This is a genomic window from Robinsoniella peoriensis (assembly GCF_000797495.1).
Lineage (GTDB): Bacteria > Bacillota > Clostridia > Lachnospirales > Lachnospiraceae > Robinsoniella > Robinsoniella peoriensis.
This window is the reverse complement of record NZ_JTGN01000012.1, coordinates 25837-45378: the sequence shown is the minus strand read 5'-3', so window position 1 is coordinate 45378 and position 19542 is coordinate 25837. Positions and strand designations below refer to the sequence as shown.

Below are 19542 nucleotides of genomic sequence, written 5' to 3'. Positions count from 1 at the left end.
AAGTAGAATTGTGAGGAGATTACGGATGAAGAAAGTTTCAAAGGGAAAACGCGGCTATATTCTTTCCCAGAAGAAAAAGCGGGGACTGATAACATTTATTCTGTTCCTGATTCCGGTAATTATATTTGTGACCGGTTTGATTCAAACAGGCACAAGACTTAATATGTTTACCTTCGTGGCAGTTATGGGATGCCTTCCGGCAAGCCGCTCTGCAGTTGGTATGGTGATGATGTTTATGCAAAAGCCTATAAGTGAAGAGATTTATCAGAAGATTCAGTCTCATGTAAAAGATATGGTTTGCGCTTATGAGCTGACGATTACTGCTTATGAGAAAAACACCCCCATTGACAGTCTGGTGGTATGCGGCACTCACGTCATAGGGTATAGCAGCAGTCCAAAGGCAGACCCATCTTTTGCAGAAAAGCATATAAAGGAGATACTGAAAGGCAACGGATATAAATCAAATGTAAAAATCTTTACCGATCTGAAACATTATCTGGAAAGAATTGATATGCTTTATCCAAAGAAAGAGGAACTGGAAGCAGAGGGAACCTTTACCCCCAGTGAAGATTATCCGGATCTTAGCAGAAGCGAATTGATGAAGCATGTAATACTGGCGATCTCTTTATAAGAACGAGGAAGAAAGGTGACAGCTTTGCAGGCAAAAGAGTGTTTGAAAATTGCTTTCTACAAATGGCGGGAATGAATTTTCAGAAACCCTCTGGACTGCAGTATGCAGCGGTACAAATATGAAATTAGTAATTGTAAATGAAAATGAAGCCGGTCAGCGTCTGGATAAACTGCTGGCAAAATATCTAAGTGAAGCATCCAAAAGCTTCCTCTATAAAATGCTTCGTAAAAAAAATATAACTTTGAACAACAAAAAAGCAAATGGAAATGAAAAAACCGCACTTCATGATGAAATACGGTTTTTTCTTTCTGATGAAACTTTTGAAAAATTTTCAAAGAAAAATACGGATATTACCAACATTAAAATGACCAGTAAACTTCAGATTATCTATGAAGACAAGCATATACTCCTATTGAATAAACCGGCAAATATGCTTTCCCAAAAGGCGAAGAGCAGTGATATTTCCATAAATGAAGAAATGCTTGCATATCTTCTTGAAACAGAGCAGATTACCGGGGAAGAACTGAAGACTTTCCGTCCGGCAGTCTGCAACCGTTTAGACCGCAATACAAGTGGTTTGATCGTAGCAGGGAAAACGCTGATTGGACTGCAGACCATGGCTGAGGTTTTTAAGGACAGGAGCCTGCACAAATATTATCTCTGCCTGGTTTCTGGAGAAGTGGCTAAAGAGCAGACGATTGATGGCTGGCTTACAAAAGATGAAAAGCAAAATAAGGTACAGATCAGCCGGGAATGTACAGAAGGTGCGCTTCCCATACACACCCAGTATACGCCTTTGGAAACGAAAAATGGTATTACTTTATTAAAAGTCTGGCTGATCACAGGAAGATCCCACCAGATCCGCGCTCATCTGGCATCCATCGGACATCCCATAATCGGAGATGCCAAATATGGAAACCGAAAAGTAAATCAGAAGTTTGCGGAAGCATTTGGAGTCAAATATCAGATGCTTCATTCCTATCAATTGGTGATGCCGCAGATCAAAGGGGAACTGGGCTATCTTTCTGGAAAAGAATTTACGGCTAAAGTGCCGCTTGTGTTTGACAAGGTCTTTGGGATATGTTAAACGTTTCCTGATTGATTTGAAACATAAAACAGAAAGGATCATCCATATGTCAACATGGAATTCAAGAGGACTTCGAGGGTCCACATTGGAAGATTTAATCAACCGTTCTAACGAACAGTATCAGGAAAAGGGACTGGCATTGATTCAGAAAATCCCCACTCCGATTACCCCAATCAGAATTGATAAAGAGAACCGTCATATTACACTGGCATATTTTGAACAGAAAAGTACGGTTGATTATATTGGAGCAGTGCAGGGAATACCTGTTTGTTTTGACGCAAAAGAATGTAATGCGGATACTTTCGCGCTCCAGAATATCCACGAGCATCAGGTACAGTTTATGGGAACCTTTGAACAGCAGGGTGGGATTTCTTTTTTGATTATCTTCTATACCAAAAAGAATGAATTTTTTTATCTGCCCTATGAGCGAGTGAAATTTTTCTGGGACAGGGCGGCAGAAGGCGGCAGAAAAAGCTTTCGTTATGAAGAACTTCCCCAGGAATTTAAGCTGGAGAGTAAAGGTGGTATTTTAGTACCTTATTTAGATGCACTGCAAAAGGATTTAGATATGAGGGATTGACTTTTTTTCGTCCATCTATTATAATGTTAAATAATTTTATATAGTAGTGAATTATCACGTTACCACGATAAAGTAAAGCGAATTAAGATTTTCAGAAAGAGGAGAGAGAGATGAATCAACGATTATTACATACGCCGGAAGGTGTCAGGGACATTTATAATGCAGAGTGTGAAAAGAAACTTACTTTACAGGACAATCTGCATAAAGTCTTAAAATCCTATGGCTACCGGGATATAGAAACGCCGACTTTTGAATATTTTGATGTATTTGGTCAGGATGTTGGAACCATTCCATCCAAAGATCTGTATAAGTTCTTTGACAGAGAAGGAAACACACTGGTTTTAAGACCGGACTTTACACCGTCCATTGCAAGGGCAGCAGCAAAGTATTTCACGGAAGAAGATCTTTCCGTGCGTCTCTGCTATATGGGCAACACCTTTATTAACAACTCCAGTTATCAGGGGCGTTTAAAAGAAACAACCCAGCTGGGAGCGGAATTTATCGGAGATGACAGTGTGGATGCAGATGCGGAGATTATCACCCTGGTCATTGAGACACTGCGCAGTGCAGGACTCAAAGATTTCCAGATCAGCATCGGTCATGTGGAATTCTTCAAAAGCCTGATAACGGAAGCAGGGATTGATGAGGAAAATGTGGGGACAGAGGAAGAACTGCGTGAACTGATTTCCAATAAAAATATGTTTGGTGTGGAAGAACTGTTATCTGAAAAGAATATCAGTGAAGAATTAAAAAATGTGTTTGCAACCCTTCCTCAGCTGTTTGGAACAGTGGATGCACTGGAACGGGCAAAACTCCTTACTTCTAATCCAGGAGCACTGAAAGCAATTGCAAGACTGGAAGAACTATACGGCATTTTGAAATATTACGGTGTTGAGAAATATGTTTCTTTTGATCTGGGAATGATCAGCAATTATATGTATTATACCGGGATTATTTTCCGGGGATATACCTTTGGAACAGGGGATGCCATAGTGAAAGGCGGACGTTACGACCATATGATGGGACATTTCGGAAAAGATGCGCCGTCTATAGGTTTCGTAGTGGTAGTAGACCAGCTGCTGACAGCTCTGTCCAGACAGAAAATCGATGTGCCGGTGGAGCAGGTAAACCGTCTGATCTTATATAAAAAAGAGCAGAGAAAAGAAGCGATTACACTGGCAAAGCATCTTCGGATAGAAAATAATTATGTGGAACTGATCTGTCAGAAGGAAAGTCTGTCCTTAGAGGATTATCTGATATTTGCAAGGCGCAGCCGCATTACGGAAATCTTGTATTTTGAGGAAAAGGATAGAATACTGTCTGTAAATACAGAAACGAAGGTTATGAAACCTGCGGAACTTACAACGTTATTGCTATAATAAAAAAAGCTGTAGTAAATGCAGCACTGGAGGAAAAGGTGTGAAAGAAAACGTTTCACACCCACTATATATTTAAAGCTGCAGTAAATGCAGCACTGGAGGAGGATAATGAGATATTTAACGTTTGCCCTTGGGAAAGGACGATTGGCGAAACAGACCCTGGAGGTTTTTGAAAAAATAGGAATTACCTGTGAAGAAATGAAAGACCCGACCAGCCGGAAACTGATTTTTGTAAATGAGGAACTGAAATTGAAATTTTTCTTGTCTAAAGGTCCGGATGTACCCACTTATGTAGAGTATGGTGCGGCTGATATCGGAATTGTAGGAAAAGATACCATTGCAGAGGAACAGAGGAAGCTGTATGAAGTACTGGATCTGGGATTCGGAAAATGCAGGATGTGTGTCTGCGGTCCGGCTTCTGCAAGAGAATTATTAAAGCACCAGGAATTAATCCGGGTTGCAACGAAATATCCGAACATTGCAAAAGATTATTTTTATAATAAAAAGCATCAGACGGTGGAGATTATTAAACTAAACGGCTCGATTGAGTTAGCGCCCATTGTGGGACTCTCGGAAGTAATTGTGGATATTGTGGAAACGGGTTCCACGCTCAGGGAAAACGGATTGGAGATTTTAGAAGAAATCTGTCCGTTATCTGCAAGGGTAGTAGTAAACCAGGTAAGTATGAAAATGGAAAACGACAGAATTACGAAGCTTTTAACGGATTTAAAAGCAGTCTTATAAGTGCAGGAAAACCTAGGAGGTTATTATGAGAATTGTTGAATTGACGAAAGATACCATGCAGAATGTACTGGAAGACCTCTTGAAGCGGAGTCCAAACAGTTACGGAGAGTTTGAAGGACGTGTGACAGAGATTATCCAGAATGTAAAAAATGACAGGGATAAGGCAGTCTTTGATTATACCAGGCGTTTTGACGGGGCAGATATAGGCGCAGAGAATATCCGGGTGACGGAAGAGGAAATTCAGGAAGCATATGAACAGGTGGATAAAAGTCTGGTAGAGGTGATCCGGAAAGCATTGGTAAATATTCGTTCCTATCATGAAAAGCAGCGGCAGTACAGCTGGTTTGACAGCAAACCGGACGGAACAATGCTGGGCCAGAAGGTAACACCGCTCTCTAAAGTAGGGGTTTATGTTCCTGGGGGCAAGGCAGTTTATCCATCTTCTGTTTTAATGAATATTGTGCCAGCCAAGGCAGCAGGTGTTGAGAAGATTATTATGACAACACCACCTGGGAAAGACGGTAAAATAAATCCTTCTACTCTTGTGGCAGCCCATGAGGCAGGGGCGGATGAAGTATATAAGGCAGGCGGTGCCCAGGCAATCGCGGCGCTGGCATTTGGTACGGAGAGTATCCCTAAAGTAGACAAGATTGTAGGACCCGGCAATATTTATGTGGCGCTGGCGAAAAAAGCAGTCTATGGGCATGTGAGCATCGATTCTGTTGCAGGCCCGAGTGAGATACTGGTTCTTGCAGACGAGACAGCCAATCCCAGGTTTGTTGCAGCAGACCTTTTATCCCAGGCAGAGCATGATGAGATGGCTTCGGCGATTCTTATTACAACCAGCCGGGAACTGGCAAAGGAAGTATCGAAAGAAGTGGATGCCTTTACCGCGGAGCTATCCAGAAAAGAAATTATTCAGAAATCCCTTGATAATTACGGCTATATTTTAATCGCTGAAAATATGGAAGATGCAATTGATACGGTAAATGAAATCGCATCAGAGCATCTGGAGATCGTAACGAAAGATCCTTTCCAGGTAATGACCAAAATTAAAAATGCAGGTGCCATTTTTATCGGAGAGTACAGCAGTGAGCCTTTGGGCGATTATTTTGCAGGACCAAACCATGTATTGCCTACGAATGGCACAGCGAAATTCTTTTCTCCTTTAAGTGTTGATGATTTTATTAAAAAATCCAGTATTATTTATTATTCCAGGGAAGCTCTGGAGCCAATTCATGAGGACATTATTAAATTTGCAACAGCGGAACAGCTAACCGCCCATGCGAATTCTATTAAAGTCCGCTTTGAAAAATAGGAGGCATTTATGACCAGGATAAAAACAATTGAGAGAAATACCCGGGAAACCCAGATCAGCCTTACTCTGGATCTGGATGGAACGGGAAAATCAGATATCCATACCGGCATAGGTTTTTTTGACCATATGCTGGATGGCTTTACCAGACATGGATTATTTGACCTTAAGGTTTGTGTAACCGGGGATCTGGACGTAGACTGCCATCATACAATCGAAGACACCGGAATTGTACTGGGTACGGCTATCCGGGAAGCTGCAGGGGACAAAAGGGGAATCCGCCGTTATGGTGATATTATACTTCCCATGGATGAAACACTGGTGCTTTGTGCCATTGACTTAGGCGGCAGACCGTATCTGTCCTATGATGCATCTTTTAGTGCGGACCGTATGGGCGATATGGATACCGAGATGGTAAAAGAGTTTTTCTATGCCGTTTCATATGCAGCGGCAATGAATCTACATATGAAGGTCTTGACACCGGGGAATAACCACCATATGGCGGAAGCAATGTTCAAGGCATTTGCCAAGGCCTTAGATGAAGCAGTTACTTATGATTCCAGAATAATGGACGTGTTATCAACGAAAGGGAGTTTGTAATGATACATAAGAAATTAATACCTCATATTTTTGTTAAAAAAGGAATTGCCGTAACGGGATTTTTCGATAACCGTGTATTTGCAGATGGAGATGTGGTTAAGCTCGCACAGCATTACAGCAACAATGGTGCGGATGAATTAATCATCTTTGATTTATCCAATACGGACAGCGAACATGACCAATCTTTAAAGCTGATTAAAGAAATTTCAAGAGAAATAGATATTCCCATCCTGGGCGGCGGAAATATAAAAAGAGTAGAAGATGTAAAAAAACTGATATATGCAGGCTGCAAAAAAGCCTTTTTAAATATGGCTAAGAAAAGCAACCTGGATCTAATGCCGGAAGTATCCAAGCGCTTTGGCAAAGAGAAAATTGCGGCATGTGCAGATAATTTTGCATTATTAAAAGAGCAAAAGGAACTCCTTGAGACCTATACAAGCGAAGTCTTATTATTAGGTGATAACCTTCATTTATACGAAGCAGTAAGTGCTGTTTCTGTAGGAGCCGTACCGATTCTGTCGCTGTTGGATAAGGAAAAGATGATTGCACTTTTATCCATCGAACAGGTGTCCGGCGTATCCGGTAATCTATTATCAGATCCATCCATAGATCTGATGGATTTAAAAGGGGAACTTAAAAGAAGGGGCATTGTGGTGAATACCTATGAAAGCAAGCTTAAATGGTCTGATTTTAAGTTAAATTCCGATGGAATGATGCCTGTAGTAGTCCAGGATTATAAAACACAGGAAGTACTTATGATGGCGTATATGAATGAGCCTGCATTCGAGACTACAATTAAGACAGGCAAGATGACATACTGGAGCAGAAGCCGGAACGAGCTTTGGACAAAAGGGCTTACAAGCGGACACCTGCAGTATGTAAAAGAACTTCGGATCGATTGTGATAATGATACGATTCTGGCAAAAGTTTCCCAGGTAGGTGCAGCCTGCCATACGGGACACCAAAGCTGCTTCTACCGTGATCTGGTAAAGAAAGAATACGACAATACCAATCCAATGAAAGTATTCGATGATGTATATGCAGTAATCAAAGACCGGAAGGATCATCCGAAAGAAGGTTCTTATACAAATTATCTCTTTGATAAAGGCATTGATAAAATCCTGAAAAAAGTTGGCGAGGAAGCTACGGAAATCGTAATTGCAGCTAAAAATCCGGATCCGGAAGAAATCAAATATGAGGTATCGGATTTCCTGTATCATGTAATGGTACTCATGGTTGAGAGAGGCGTTACATGGGAGGATATTACGAAAGAACTGGCGCAGAGGTAAAGAGTGGTGTTTTCCCGCTCTTTTCCCGGGATTTATTAACATCCCATAAAAATTTTCCCCGTAAAAGTTTATCCTATAAATTGTAGTCCCCCTATTGCGAAAATGTTACAATTCTGTTAAAATCTACTAAGAGTATTCTTTACATATGCTCTGAAGAAATAAAAAGGGGGAGCTATTCTTTGAAGTACAACAGGAAAAAGACACAATTGCGGATGATCCTTTTATTATTCTGCGTATTGATCGGTTTTGCTTTGAGCGATTCTACGGCACAGGCGGCAAAGAGAACCGGCTGGAAGACGGTAAAAAGTTCGAAGTATTACTATGTTTCCGGGAAAAAGGTAAAAAATAAGTGGAAAAAGATCAATAAAAAATGGTATTATTTCGACAGAAAAGGCAAAATGCTGAAGAAGCGCTGGGTTGGGGATTATTATCTTGGCTCAAAGGGCTACATGTTGACGAATAGATGGATCAAAAGCTATTTTGTCGGGGAAGACGGTAAATGGATTCCGAAATTCAGAGGTGGATGGCAGAAAATCGGCGGCAAATGGTATTATTATACCAAATCAGGGAAAAAGAAAACGGGCTGGATTACTTCAAAGGGAGACCGCTATTTCCTGGATTCTAAAGGTGTAATGAAGACAAAGTGGACAGCAGTTAAGAAAAAGAATTACTATTTTTCCAGCTCCGGTGCACTGCAAAAAAATACCTGGCTGAAAAAAGGCAAGTATTATTACTATGTGAATTCCAAAGGGGTTATGGATGCTTCCAGAAAAATGAATACCAAAAGCATCAATACGGCTACTTATCTGGAATACCGCAGCAGTACCTTGTCAGTGAAGATTAATAAAAAGCAGAATTATAGTTCTGTGTACTGGGTGGCACGCATTAAGACCAGTAATCCCAAACAGCTGCGCTCAGCCATGTCTTACGGGTCCTATGGAGGATCCAGACAGCTTACCTCACAGGCGGTATCTTCTAACGGTGGAATAATCGGCATCAACGGAAGCGCATTCTCTTATTCTACTGGACAGCCGTCACCGCTTGGCATGTGCATCAAAAACGGTAAGATTTATGGCAATTATGCAACCAGCTATACGACTATGGCAGTTAAAAAGGATGGAACAATGTTCACTCCGCCAATGGGATTATGGGGACAGTCCCTTCTGGATATGGGTGTCAAAGACACTTATAATTTCGGTCCGGTTCTGATTAATAATGGAATTGCCGCACCACTGGATATGCAGAATTTTTCTTTGACCAGCTATAAAGATCCACGTACTGTAGTAGGAATGGTTCGGCCCAATGACTACGTTATACTGGTAGCGGACGGAAGGCGTTCAGGCTATTCTCTTGGTCTTGACCATTATGAAATGATTGCAGAACTGCAAAGACAGGGATGCCGCTATGCTTACAATTTAGATGGCGGAGGCTCCACAACGCTTTATTACGATGGAAAGGTTTTAAACAGGCCTTCTGATGGAGCGGAACGCCCCTGTGCAGATTTTCTTTATTTTACTAATTAAACACATGTGATACATAAGTACCCGCTATTAACCACAGCCGTTTGCTCCAAAAAGGAGCAGGCGGCTTATTGCTACCCAAAACCGCTTTATAAGTGGCACATATCCTTTAACATCCAGGGTGTTCATTGAAAACCCGGATTCAAGGGTTCCATGTCAGTATTTGTCAGTTTCGACAGAAAATTTGATTTATCCACGAAATGATTGCAGAAAAAGAAAAGTAAGATTATAATAGAGAAAGCAACAAATGTACTGAGGAGAAAATACTATGCGTATCAAAAACGGAAATTTAGGCCGTATACTTCAAGAATGCGGCTCAGCATGCGCAGTAGTGCTGTATTAAGAGATGAAAAGCTTTCATATAATAAACAAAATTGCCTGTGTGATCTTTATTTTAGCAGCTGTCTTCTTTGTGCAGACAGCAGTAAGAAACACTTTTTTTCCAGCTGCTTCCGCTCACCGGGATAATTACCATTCCCAGACTGCCGGTACGGAAAACCAGTATAGCATTTATACTGCGGAGCACACCATAAATGAGCAGGTTTTGGAACATTCTGTGCCTCCGGGCAGAGTCCTTTTAAATCAGGTATACAGTCTGTTTCGCGGAGATCTGTCTTCTGGTTCCTGGATCTCAGAACTGTATATGCCTCAGAGCATCTATTACATGATGTTCGGCGGAGGCGTATTTTTGCTGTTCTTATATCGGGCTTCGCTGCCCGTCCAGTTTTATGACAAACTGAATATTACCCATGAGTCAGACGGGAAAAAGCGTCCGCTGTAAATTCTGCGTATCTTTTGGTTATGCACAGGTTACAGTGTAAATATTATGACAAGAATGGGAGAAAAAAGAATGGAACTATCTGATATTTTAATGCTTCTCGGCGGTCTTGCCTTGTTTTTATACGGCATGCAGATGATGAGCAGCGGCTTAGAGATGGCCGCCGGAAACAAGATGAAACAAATCCTCGAAAAACTCACCTCCAACCGGTTTAAAGGAGTTTTGGCGGGAGCAGCCATAACGGCAGTAATCCAATCCTCTTCAGCTACGACTGTTATGGTCGTTGGTTTTGTAAACTCTGGTCTTATGACCTTAAAACAGGCGGTATGGGTAATCATGGGCGCCAATATCGGTACCACCATCACCGGACAGCTGATCGCATTGGATATCGGTATGATCGCTCCGCTGATCGCCTTTCTGGGCGTTGCAGCAATTCTTTTTGTTAAGAATGAAAAAGTAAAGCATATCAGTGAAATATTTGCAGGTCTGGGTGTGCTTTTTATCGGTATGGATATGATGGGTTCTGCCATGGTACCTCTTCAGAACTCCGAAACCTTTATCCATTTCATGACAACCTTCCGCAATCCGCTGGTAGGTATTTTAATTGGTGCTGTCTTTACTGCCATCATACAGTCTTCCTCAGCTTCGGTCGGCATCCTGCAGGCTCTGGCCGGTACCGGTATGATTCCGCTGTCCAGCGCAGTATACATTTTGTTCGGACAGAATATCGGAACCTGTATCACAGCAGTTTTAGCATCCATTGGCACTAAGACCAATGCAAAACGGACGACGGTCATTCACCTGATGTTTAATGTTATCGGAACTTTTATATTTACAGTAATCTGTCTGATCACTCCATTTACAGTTCTTATGGAGCAACTTACTCCCGGGAATTCAGTGGCTCAGATTGCCAATGTACATACGGTGTTTAATATTGTCACCACGCTGCTTTTGCTGCCATTTGGTACTTATATGGCACATTTGGCAGAAAAGATTCTGCCGGATAAACAAAGTGAACAGGAAGAAATGCTGCATCTGCAATACATACAGCCCTTTGAAAGCCACTATGCAATGGGGCAGGGGGCATTGGTTCTGACACAGATTGACCAGGAGATCGAGCGGATGCGGAACATGGTCTGTGAGACCGTTACCGGTAGTTTTGATGCCGTACTTCACAGCTCATCAAATGATAAAGAGGAGCTGGAGCAGAAGGAGGATTATATTGATTATCTGAATGCAGAGGTTTCCCGGTATATTGTGTCTGTTATGCACCATGAGATGGCAGCGGAAGATTCGGTCAAAATCAGTGGATATTACAAGATTCTTGGTAATTTGGAGCGAATCGGTGACCATGCCATGAATATTCTCGGGTATGCTGTCAGTATGAAGAAAATGAATGTTAATTTTTCAGATAAGGCAAAAAAAGAGATACTGATTATGAGAGATATGAGCCTTCAGATTCTGGAAGATGTGGCTGGCAGCAATGTATCTGATATAAAAACGATGCTGGAGAAAACTTCCCGTGACGAACAGAAAATTGATGATATAAGAAATGAGAATCTGAAACAGCAGATGGAGAGGATGGGAAAGAGCGAATGTATCGCTGACGCAAGTATTTTCTTTTCCGAGTTGCTGACAGATTTTGAACGTATCGGAGACCATGCATTAAATATAGCAGAACAGTATCATGAAATGCTGACAAGAGTTATCTGATTTCAAATTCCCGGGAATAAGGCAGTCTGATATTCCTTTGCTTTTGAACCGTCATGCTGTAACAACTGGCATTTACGGGTTGTACCATTTCCGATTTTAGTCTATAATGAAGAAAAATAGAGTTGGAAGGAAAGCTGGAAAATAGAATGGCAAAAGAACGAGCTAATATTTATACAATTGCAGAAGAAGCAGGCGTTTCACCTTCTACCGTTTCGCGGGTAATGAGCAATGCGGCCAGAGTCAGTGCAGAAAAACGTAAACGAGTGGAAGCGGCTATCCGCAAATATGATTATAAACCGAATGCTCTGGCGCAAGGGCTAAGTACTTCGAGAACAAAAATGATTGGAATTGTGGTAGCGCATATTGAGAATGTGTTTTATTCCAAGATGGCTGCAGAATGTGAACGTGTAGCAAATGAAAGAGGCTATATGCTAATGATGCTCAGTTCTTTGAGTGACTTTGAACTGGAAAAGCGACAGATACAAAAATTGTATGAACAGTGTGTAGATGCAATTATTATACTAGGGGGAAATGTAGATCAGGTAGTAGCAGATGAGGAATATGTAGAGATTATAAATCGGATTTCTGAAACAATTCCAGTAGTAGCTACAGGACGGCCTCAAGGTGTAAATTGTTATAAGATTGGGATGGATGAAGGATATGCGATGGAACTTGCCATGAATTATTTAGTTGATTTAGGCCATAAGGAAATTGCAGCTATGGGAGGTTGTAAGACGGTGAAATCAACCTTAGATAAAAGAATTCGTTACCGGAGCCTTATAAGGGAACATGGTTTGGAATACCGCGAAGAGTACCTGGTAGAAACCGAAAATTATAATTTTGATTCAGGCTACAATAGCATGAAAGAATTATTAAAAAAATCACTTCCCTCAGCGGTGATCTGTATCAATGATTTTTTTGCCTGTGGCGTCATGAAAGCCATAGGGGAAGCAGGATTGAAGATCCCTGAGGATATTTCAATCATAGGGTTTGACAATACCATTTTATCTAGTATATTAATTCCGGATTTAACCGGTGTTGCCTGCGATTACGAGGATTTTTCAAAGAAGCTGGTTGAAACTGCAATAGGGGCGGCAGAGAGAAGAGAGATGCCAAAAGAGCAGATTACAGATGTTTCGTTAATTATCAGGTCATCCTGCAGGATGATAAAATAAAATTAAAAATACATATATACAGAATCCACAATTTGAGTTCATACAAATTGTGGATTCTGCTATTTTCATGAATGATGGCAAGAAACATGTTGATTATTTCGTATAGTTTGTTATAATAATTTTTGAAAGCGGTTGCAAAATATAAAATAATAACTAGAGAAATAATTAAAAAATTGTATATATTTGTCGTTTTGTTACAGGATAAGATAAAAATATTATGCATAATATCTTATTATTCTATAAAAATGTGAAATCGCTTTCAGTCTATTACAATCAACTATGACAAGGTAAAACACAGGTCAGGAATTTGGAACGGGTATCATTTTTAGAAGCAGGAGGGCAGAATTATGAATAAGAAATTATTGCAGCTTATGCTGGCAGCATCTGTCTGTACCTTTCTTTTTTGCGGTTGTCAAAAAAAAGATACAGACGGAAAAATTGAGATTGAATTTATACACTGGGGTGGTGACTCTACTTACAGCGGTTGTTATAAAGACCGCATTGCCATGTTTGAAAAAGAGAATCCGGATATTAAGGTGAAAGTAACTACGGTTGCTTCAGATTATGATACAAAAGTACAAACGATGTTTGTTGGTAAAAATGCACCGGATGTTCTGCAGGTACAGCCAAGCAGTTGCACTACATTTGCAGAAAAAGGGGTATTGGAGGATTTAAGCGGACCGGTTAAAGAATCGGATTTAGATTTGGAGGAAACATTTGGTGGGGGTATGGATGGATATGAAACAGATGAAGGAATCTATGCTTTACCTGACAGAGGCGGTACAACAATCACTTATTATAACAAAGATATGTTTGATGAAGCCGGTATTTCTTATCCGGATAAGGACTGGACGATGGATGATTATATGAAAGCATGTGAACGGTTGACAAAGGATACCGATGGAGATGGTGAGACTGACCAGTGGGGGGCTGCTTCTACAGATTATCTGGGAACATGTGGTCCACTAATTTTAAGCTATGGGGCAAATATCGTAAATGAGGATTATGAAATTGGTGTAGATTCAACTCAGATGAAAGAATTCATGGAAGACTATAATAAATGTTATCAAAATGGTTGGATTATTCCTTATGAAGAGTTAGAAAAGTCTGGATCTAATGGGGATAACTTTTTTGCACAGCAGCGTTGTGCCATGATTTTAACCGGATTCTGGAATGTAGAATCGTATACAAAAATGGATGAACTCAACTTTGATATTGCGCCTACACCAACCCAAGAGACACCGGCAGCATGGGCTATGGGAAGTGCATTGTCCATTAACAAGCAGTCCAGCCCTGAGAAAAAAGAGGCAGCATGGCGGTTTATCCAATTTATGACAGGAGAAGAGGGGCAAAATATGCTGGCGAAAACCCTTGCAGACTGTCCGGCGAATCTCAAGGTATTAGGAAGTGATACCTTCGTCAATCAGGAGGTAAATGGTAAAAAGTTAAGTCTGGATGTTATAGGATTGGAACAAAGCAGGGTGAAAGTAGATGGAATCTCCAAAGGAGCATATAGCAGTGAATTGACAGGTGAACTGCAGTCGAGAATTAAAGAGATGCTCTTAGGAAGAGAAACTGTTGATGAGGCACTTAGAAATATGGATGGGAAATTGAAGAAACTTATCAAGTATTACAAATAGGACAGGAGGAATAAGAGATGTCACATTCAAAGAAAGCGGTAAGTTCCCGAAGAGAAGCAAATCAAAAACGGTGGTTTTTTATATTTATATCTCCATGGCTGATCGGTTTTCTGGTCTTGACGATTGGTCCTATGATTTTTTCCTTTCTGATTAGCTTTACAGACTGGGATTCTATTTCCAAGATAAATTTTACTGGTGTACATAATTATCAAAGGCTGTTGGAAGATGACAGGTTCATGATTAGTTTAAGAAATACGTTTGTCTATACGATCATCAGCGTACCGCTGAGTTTACTGATATCCCTTGCTATGGCATATTTACTTAGTTTCCGATTAAAAGGGATGAGGGTTTTCAGAACGTTGTACTATTTACCGGCTGTGGTACCGGCAGTTGCTTCCTGTATCCTGTTTAAGCGTATTCTGGCAACAGATGGTCTGGTTAACCAATTTCTGGGGATTTTTGGAATAAAGGGACCTGCATGGCTGCTCAGTAAGGATTATGTACTGTTCGGTTTTGTATTTCTTGCAATCTGGGGAGTGGGAGGCACCATGATTCTTTTGCTTTCTGCTATCAATAGTGTGGGCGAGGAAATGTACGAATCAGCTCTTATTGATGGTGCAACCAGATTTTATATGTTTCGCAAGATTACAATTCCACAGATTACACCAATTATTTTCTTTAATCTTATTACAGGTATCATTGGATCCTTACAGACTTTTACCCAGGTATACATGCTGACGGACGGCGGACCGGATTATGCCAGCAGTATGATTGTGCCTTACCTGTATCGCAATGCTTTTAGTTATTTCAGAATGGGATACGCGTCTTCTATGGCCTGGGTGCTGTTTATAATTGTTATGATTCTGTCTGTATTGGTACTGAAATCATCCAGCGCATGGGTCTTTTATGAGGAGGAGATAAAATAATGTTAGATAAAAATATGTCGCAGACTTCAAAAATAATTACGTATATTATATTGATTTTATTTGCAGGTATCCTTCTTTGCCCTTTTTTATATATGATTAGCATTGCACTGGCAACTCCGGATACCAATGCCAAAGAGCTGTTCACCATGATGCCGAAGGAGTTTTATTGGAAGAATTTTACGGAGCTGTTTTCCGGTGCATTTGACGGAGAAAAACCAATTGGAACATGGTTTTTAAATACGTTATTAGTAGTAGCATTAGGTATTGCCGGTCAGCTGTTTTCCAGTACTTTTGTAGCATTTGGTTTTGCGAGAATGCGTTACAAACATAAAAATAAATTATTTTTAATTATGCTGTGTACAATGATGCTGCCAGGGCAGATTACACTTATTCCGGTATTTTATTTATTTACCAGGGTTGGACTTTATAATTCTGTCTGGCCGCTCATTATTCCACAGTGGGTTGGATCAGCCTATAATATCTTTTTTACAAGACAGTTTATTTCTGCTATACCAGGTCAGCTATATGAGGCGGCTGAGATTGATGGATTAAGTTACATGGGTATATACCGAAAGATTGTAATACCATTAGTTAAACCTGCTCTGTGTGCTATCGCAATTTTCACTTTTAATGCAACGTGGGGAGATGTATTTGGACCATTAATCTATATTTCGGATACCAACAGGATGACTCTGGCGCTTGGAGCAGCAAATCTTTCTGCATCCTCAAATCCTACAGGAGCAATTAATTTATCTGTATGTATGTGCATGTCACTGCTTTTATCCATACCTCAGATTGTAGTTTATTTTGCGGGGCAGAAAAGTCTGTTCCATATTAATCTTGGAATTGGCAACAGTGGTACAAAGTAAAAGTAGGAAGGCAGCGGTGTAATGAAGAAAGATTTTTATAAGGTTTATGGATATATCAGTTATTTGAATTATATTCTCTGGCTGTTGGAACTAAATTTGCTGTTCTTTCTGGTAAACTTGCCGATAATGGGCCTTTTCTTATTTGTAAAATTTCAACTCACGACAGCGCCGTTGTTTTTTGCAGCGGGAGTGACGGTTGGACCATCTCTTTATGCGATGTTTGAAAGTTTACGGGATGTGGAAAAAAACAATGGGATCATTATTTGCTACCTGAAATCCCTTAAAGCGAATTTTTTACCCTGTTTAAAAGTTACGGTAATACTGGATTTTCTGATGATCCTGATTTTAAGTGAATTAACGATGATGGACAGATTACAAATTATGGAAGGTTTCAGATGGTTTCTAATTTTCTTTATGTGCATTCTGATTACCTTTAGTGTGAATTTATTTATAGTCTTTAGCACATGGAAGCAGACGGGAAAAGAGGCAGTTATACTTAACGCGAAACTAAGCATTGTTAAGGCGGGCAGATATAATTTAAGTTTAATGATTTGTCTTGGCACGTTTATACTGCTGCAATATGTACCTGTCTATATGATACTTTATGGATTTGCTCTGGCGGGTTTCTTATGCTATAAGAATTTCGTGCCTGTCATACATTTCGTTAATGAAAGGCCAGAGAATACAAATCGGGAAACTTTGAATTAAAAAAACCTGTTTAGCAGGAATAATGCGGCAGATTTCAATAGATGAAAGAGATGGTGAAAAACTTGAATACAATTATAGAAAATAGAAATGAAAATTGGAAATTCCATTTAGGAGAATGTGAAGAAGCCTGGTATAAAGGATTTGATGATAGTCAGTGGAGAAGTGTCAGGCTGCCTCATGACTGGTCCGTTGAAATTCCATTTTCAAAAGAATATTCCAGTGGAACGGGATACACTGCCGGCGGAGTCGGCTGGTATCGGCTGCATTTTACACTTCCCAAAGAATATGAAGGAAAATGCATCCGTGTGGTTTTTGACGGGATTTATAAAAACAGCCAGGTTTGGTGTAATAGTTACTATCTGGGGAAAAGACCAAATGGATATACTACCTTTTCCTATGACTTAACTTCGTTTTTATGTTTTGGGGAGGAAATGGATAATGAGATCAGTGTAAAGGTGAACCATACGGATATTGCAGATTCAAGATGGTTTACCGGAAGTGGTATTACTAGAAAAGTTACATTTTTGATAGAAGAGAAAGTGCATCCAAAAGAGTATGGAATCTTTTTTCAGACAAAACAGATGAATAGGGATGCTGCACAGATAGAGGTAGCTAATTGTATCGAGAATACGTCAGATCAAAGCGTCACGGTTAATATAGAGACTATTTTATCAGATGCATGTGGAAATATCGCTTTACGAATAAAGGATAAAACAGTTTTAAATGCTCTTGAGACCAAAAAATGTATCATGTCTGGCATGGTATCTAATCCAAAACTGTGGTCACCCGAAGAACCGAATCTATATAAGATGCAAACCTTTTACAAAATTGATGATAAGGCACCCTATCAGGTGCAGGAAGAGATGGTCGGTATTCGGACGATCTGCTTCGATGCACAAAGAGGATTCTTTTTAAACGGCATAGAAACAAAGCTAAAAGGAGTCTGTATACATCATGATGGAGGCTGTCTGGGAGCGGCTATGGTGGCAGAAGTATGGCAGAGAAGACTGGAAATACTGAAAGACTGTGGATGTAATGCAATTCGATGCAGCCATAATCCACATATGCCGGAGTTATATCAACTTTGTGACAGTATGGGATTTTTCGTGATGGATGAGGCTTTTGATGAGTGGGAGAATGCCAAGAACAAATGGTCTGACGGGCATAATGTATATCCCCCTAAGCATCAGGGATATTTTGAGGATTTCCCCCAATATCATGAAGCTGATTTAAAAGCGATGGTAAGGCGGGGGAGAAATCATCCTTCTATAATCTTATGGAGCATTGGTAATGAAGTAGATTATCCAAATGATCCTTATTGTCATCCCATGTTTGAAACTATGACTGGTAATAACGATTCAAATAAGCCCGCTGCAGAGCGTATGTATGATCCTAACAGACCAAATACAAAGCGTTTGACAGTTTTGGCGAAGAGGCTTTCAGATATTGTTAAGCAGGAGGACAAGACAAGACCAGTTACCTTAGCAGCAGCATTTCCGGAACTTTCGTCCAAACTTGGTCTTTTGCATCCATTAGACGTTGTAGGATATAACTATAAGGAACACCTGTATGCAGACGATCACAAGGAGTTCCCTGACAAACCATTTTTGGGAAGTGAGAACAACCATAGCTACCAGGCATGGCTGGCAGTAAAGGAAAATCCATATATCAGCGGACAATTTTTATGGACCGGTATTGACTACCTGGGAGAGGCACAGGGCTGGCCTGTGCATGGTTCACCGGCTGGAATTATAACCTGTGCCGGATTTAGAAAACCAGAATTTTATAAAAGAAAATCCTTTTGGAGTAAAGAAGATGTCTTGCACATTTCCACAAGAAAGGATGATGGAAGAACGCAAGAGTGGATTCCGGTTAGTGATACCTGGAATTATGAAATAGGAGAGATGATTTTAGTTAAATGTTTTTCTAATCTCCCGGAAGTAAAACTATATTTAAATGAAAAACAGGCAGGCAGACAGAACCAGCTCCATGATGATGGTACGTTTTGCTTTCGGATACCGTTTGAACCTGGCATTTTAAAAGCAGTCGCTTGTGATGCGAGTGGAAGGATTTGTTTGACCCATCAACTAAAAACCTCAGATGGAGCAAAGAAAATAGTATGGGATTTGTGGAAAGGAAAAGATGCTATAACAAATACTTGCTGGAATGAAATTTCTGCAAGACCGGGTTATCTATATCAATTAGAGATCAAACTTATGGATGATGCCGGTCAGATCCCAATCGGGGATGACCGAGAGATTAAAATCCAGGCAAATGGAGATGGGGAACTTGCCGGAATCGAAAATGGAGATTTGTCCGATGTTACGCCGTATTCTTCGAATGAGCGAAAAACATACAATGGACAGTTGATGGTGTTTATTAGACGAACGGGCATAAGAAAGATCTATGTGGAAATAGAGTCAGATATGGGTATACATAAATTAGAGATTGATTAAATTAGGTCTTTTGTGTACCCGGTTGGTCAATGGAGGGATTGCTGAGGCAGTTCCTCTTTTTCTGATATGCTCTAATACTACAGGGAACGATTTTATCTTAAATTGGGGTTTAGCTGTGAAAGGGACGCTTTG

General features: G+C 40.4%; 17 protein-coding genes. All 17 read left to right on the top strand.

Annotated elements, in window-relative coordinates; genetic code table 11:
- Positions 1-25 precede the first annotated feature (25 nt).
- The 17 genes from QR40_RS21735 to QR40_RS21655 all read left to right on the top strand — a co-directional run bounded on the left by QR40_RS21735 (position 26) and on the right by QR40_RS21655 (position 19410).
- A complete protein-coding gene (locus QR40_RS21735; protein WP_044289347.1) occupies positions 26-631 on the top strand; it encodes a hypothetical protein in 606 nt (201 codons plus the stop codon).
- 118 nt (positions 632-749) lie between these two features.
- Positions 750-1718, top strand: coding sequence for an RluA family pseudouridine synthase (locus QR40_RS21730; protein ID WP_027294009.1), 969 nt, complete (start codon positions 750-752; stop codon positions 1716-1718).
- A 46-nt stretch (positions 1719-1764) separates the two neighbouring features.
- Positions 1765-2298 (top strand): Holliday junction resolvase RecU, encoded by a 534-nt coding sequence (locus QR40_RS21725; protein ID WP_027294010.1) that lies wholly within the window; start codon positions 1765-1767, stop codon positions 2296-2298.
- 110 nt (positions 2299-2408) lie between these two features.
- Entirely contained in the window at positions 2409-3677 is a 1269-nt protein-coding gene (gene hisZ, locus QR40_RS21720; RefSeq protein ID WP_044289349.1) for an ATP phosphoribosyltransferase regulatory subunit, read from the top strand.
- A gap of 108 nt (positions 3678-3785) precedes the next feature.
- A complete protein-coding gene (gene hisG / locus QR40_RS21715) occupies positions 3786-4421 on the top strand; it encodes an ATP phosphoribosyltransferase (protein ID WP_027294011.1) in 636 nt (211 codons plus the stop codon).
- Positions 4422-4446: 25 nt separating this feature from the next.
- Entirely contained in the window at positions 4447-5739 is a 1293-nt protein-coding gene (gene hisD, locus QR40_RS21710; RefSeq protein WP_044296740.1) for a histidinol dehydrogenase, read from the top strand.
- 9 nt (positions 5740-5748) lie between these two features.
- Positions 5749-6336 (top strand): imidazoleglycerol-phosphate dehydratase HisB, encoded by a 588-nt coding sequence (hisB, locus tag QR40_RS21705; RefSeq protein ID WP_027294013.1) that lies wholly within the window; start codon positions 5749-5751, stop codon positions 6334-6336.
- A complete protein-coding gene (gene hisIE, locus QR40_RS21700; RefSeq protein WP_081999013.1) occupies positions 6336-7625 on the top strand; it encodes a bifunctional phosphoribosyl-AMP cyclohydrolase/phosphoribosyl-ATP diphosphatase HisIE in 1290 nt (429 codons plus the stop codon). Before hisB ends, hisIE begins: the two co-directional genes overlap by 1 nt.
- 179 nt (positions 7626-7804) lie before the next feature.
- The gene (locus tag QR40_RS30160) at positions 7805-9148 is read left to right on the top strand and encodes a phosphodiester glycosidase family protein (RefSeq protein WP_052430992.1); all 1344 of its coding nucleotides are present in this window, start codon (positions 7805-7807) and stop codon (positions 9146-9148) included.
- A gap of 379 nt (positions 9149-9527) precedes the next feature.
- Positions 9528-9926 (top strand): hypothetical protein, encoded by a 399-nt coding sequence (locus QR40_RS31485; protein ID WP_156042885.1) that lies wholly within the window; start codon positions 9528-9530, stop codon positions 9924-9926.
- A 69-nt stretch (positions 9927-9995) separates the two neighbouring features.
- The gene (locus QR40_RS21685; protein ID WP_044296739.1) at positions 9996-11636 is read left to right on the top strand and encodes a Na/Pi cotransporter family protein; all 1641 of its coding nucleotides are present in this window, start codon (positions 9996-9998) and stop codon (positions 11634-11636) included.
- A gap of 146 nt (positions 11637-11782) precedes the next feature.
- Complete coding sequence (locus QR40_RS21680; RefSeq protein ID WP_044296841.1) at positions 11783-12811, top strand: LacI family DNA-binding transcriptional regulator; 1029 nt, start codon at positions 11783-11785, stop codon at positions 12809-12811.
- A gap of 347 nt (positions 12812-13158) precedes the next feature.
- A complete protein-coding gene (locus QR40_RS21675) occupies positions 13159-14451 on the top strand; it encodes an ABC transporter substrate-binding protein (RefSeq protein WP_044296738.1) in 1293 nt (430 codons plus the stop codon).
- A gap of 17 nt (positions 14452-14468) precedes the next feature.
- Positions 14469-15377 carry a carbohydrate ABC transporter permease gene (locus QR40_RS21670; RefSeq protein WP_197041662.1) on the top strand — a complete coding sequence of 303 codons (909 nt, stop codon included), beginning with the start codon at positions 14469-14471 and terminating at the stop codon, positions 15375-15377.
- On the top strand, positions 15377-16246 hold the full coding sequence (locus QR40_RS21665; protein WP_027294021.1) for a carbohydrate ABC transporter permease: 870 nt from the start codon (positions 15377-15379) through the stop codon (positions 16244-16246). Before QR40_RS21670 ends, QR40_RS21665 begins: the two co-directional genes overlap by 1 nt.
- Positions 16247-16267: 21 nt before the next feature.
- Positions 16268-16954, top strand: coding sequence for a YesL family protein (locus QR40_RS21660; RefSeq protein ID WP_044296737.1), 687 nt, complete (start codon positions 16268-16270; stop codon positions 16952-16954).
- A gap of 41 nt (positions 16955-16995) precedes the next feature.
- On the top strand, positions 16996-19410 hold the full coding sequence (locus QR40_RS21655) for a glycoside hydrolase family 2 TIM barrel-domain containing protein (RefSeq protein WP_242858571.1): 2415 nt from the start codon (positions 16996-16998) through the stop codon (positions 19408-19410).
- Positions 19411-19542: the final 132 nt, after the last annotated feature.

Coding starts and splice junctions, on each gene's coding strand:
- QR40_RS21735 (WP_044289347.1), top strand. CDS start 26: ATGAAGAAAGTTTCAAAGGGAAAACGCGGCTATATTCTTTCCCAGAAG.
- QR40_RS21730 (WP_027294009.1), top strand. CDS start 750: ATGAAATTAGTAATTGTAAATGAAAATGAAGCCGGTCAGCGTCTGGAT.
- QR40_RS21725 (WP_027294010.1), top strand. CDS start 1,765: ATGTCAACATGGAATTCAAGAGGACTTCGAGGGTCCACATTGGAAGAT.
- hisZ (WP_044289349.1), top strand. CDS start 2,409: ATGAATCAACGATTATTACATACGCCGGAAGGTGTCAGGGACATTTAT.
- hisG (WP_027294011.1), top strand. CDS start 3,786: ATGAGATATTTAACGTTTGCCCTTGGGAAAGGACGATTGGCGAAACAG.
- hisD (WP_044296740.1), top strand. CDS start 4,447: ATGAGAATTGTTGAATTGACGAAAGATACCATGCAGAATGTACTGGAA.
- hisB (WP_027294013.1), top strand. CDS start 5,749: ATGACCAGGATAAAAACAATTGAGAGAAATACCCGGGAAACCCAGATC.
- hisIE (WP_081999013.1), top strand. CDS start 6,336: ATGATACATAAGAAATTAATACCTCATATTTTTGTTAAAAAAGGAATT.
- QR40_RS21685 (WP_044296739.1), top strand. CDS start 9,996: ATGGAACTATCTGATATTTTAATGCTTCTCGGCGGTCTTGCCTTGTTT.
- QR40_RS21680 (WP_044296841.1), top strand. CDS start 11,783: ATGGCAAAAGAACGAGCTAATATTTATACAATTGCAGAAGAAGCAGGC.
- QR40_RS21675 (WP_044296738.1), top strand. CDS start 13,159: ATGAATAAGAAATTATTGCAGCTTATGCTGGCAGCATCTGTCTGTACC.
- QR40_RS21670 (WP_197041662.1), top strand. CDS start 14,469: ATGTCACATTCAAAGAAAGCGGTAAGTTCCCGAAGAGAAGCAAATCAA.
- QR40_RS21665 (WP_027294021.1), top strand. CDS start 15,377: ATGTTAGATAAAAATATGTCGCAGACTTCAAAAATAATTACGTATATT.
- QR40_RS21660 (WP_044296737.1), top strand. CDS start 16,268: ATGAAGAAAGATTTTTATAAGGTTTATGGATATATCAGTTATTTGAAT.
- QR40_RS21655 (WP_242858571.1), top strand. CDS start 16,996: ATGAAAGAGATGGTGAAAAACTTGAATACAATTATAGAAAATAGAAAT.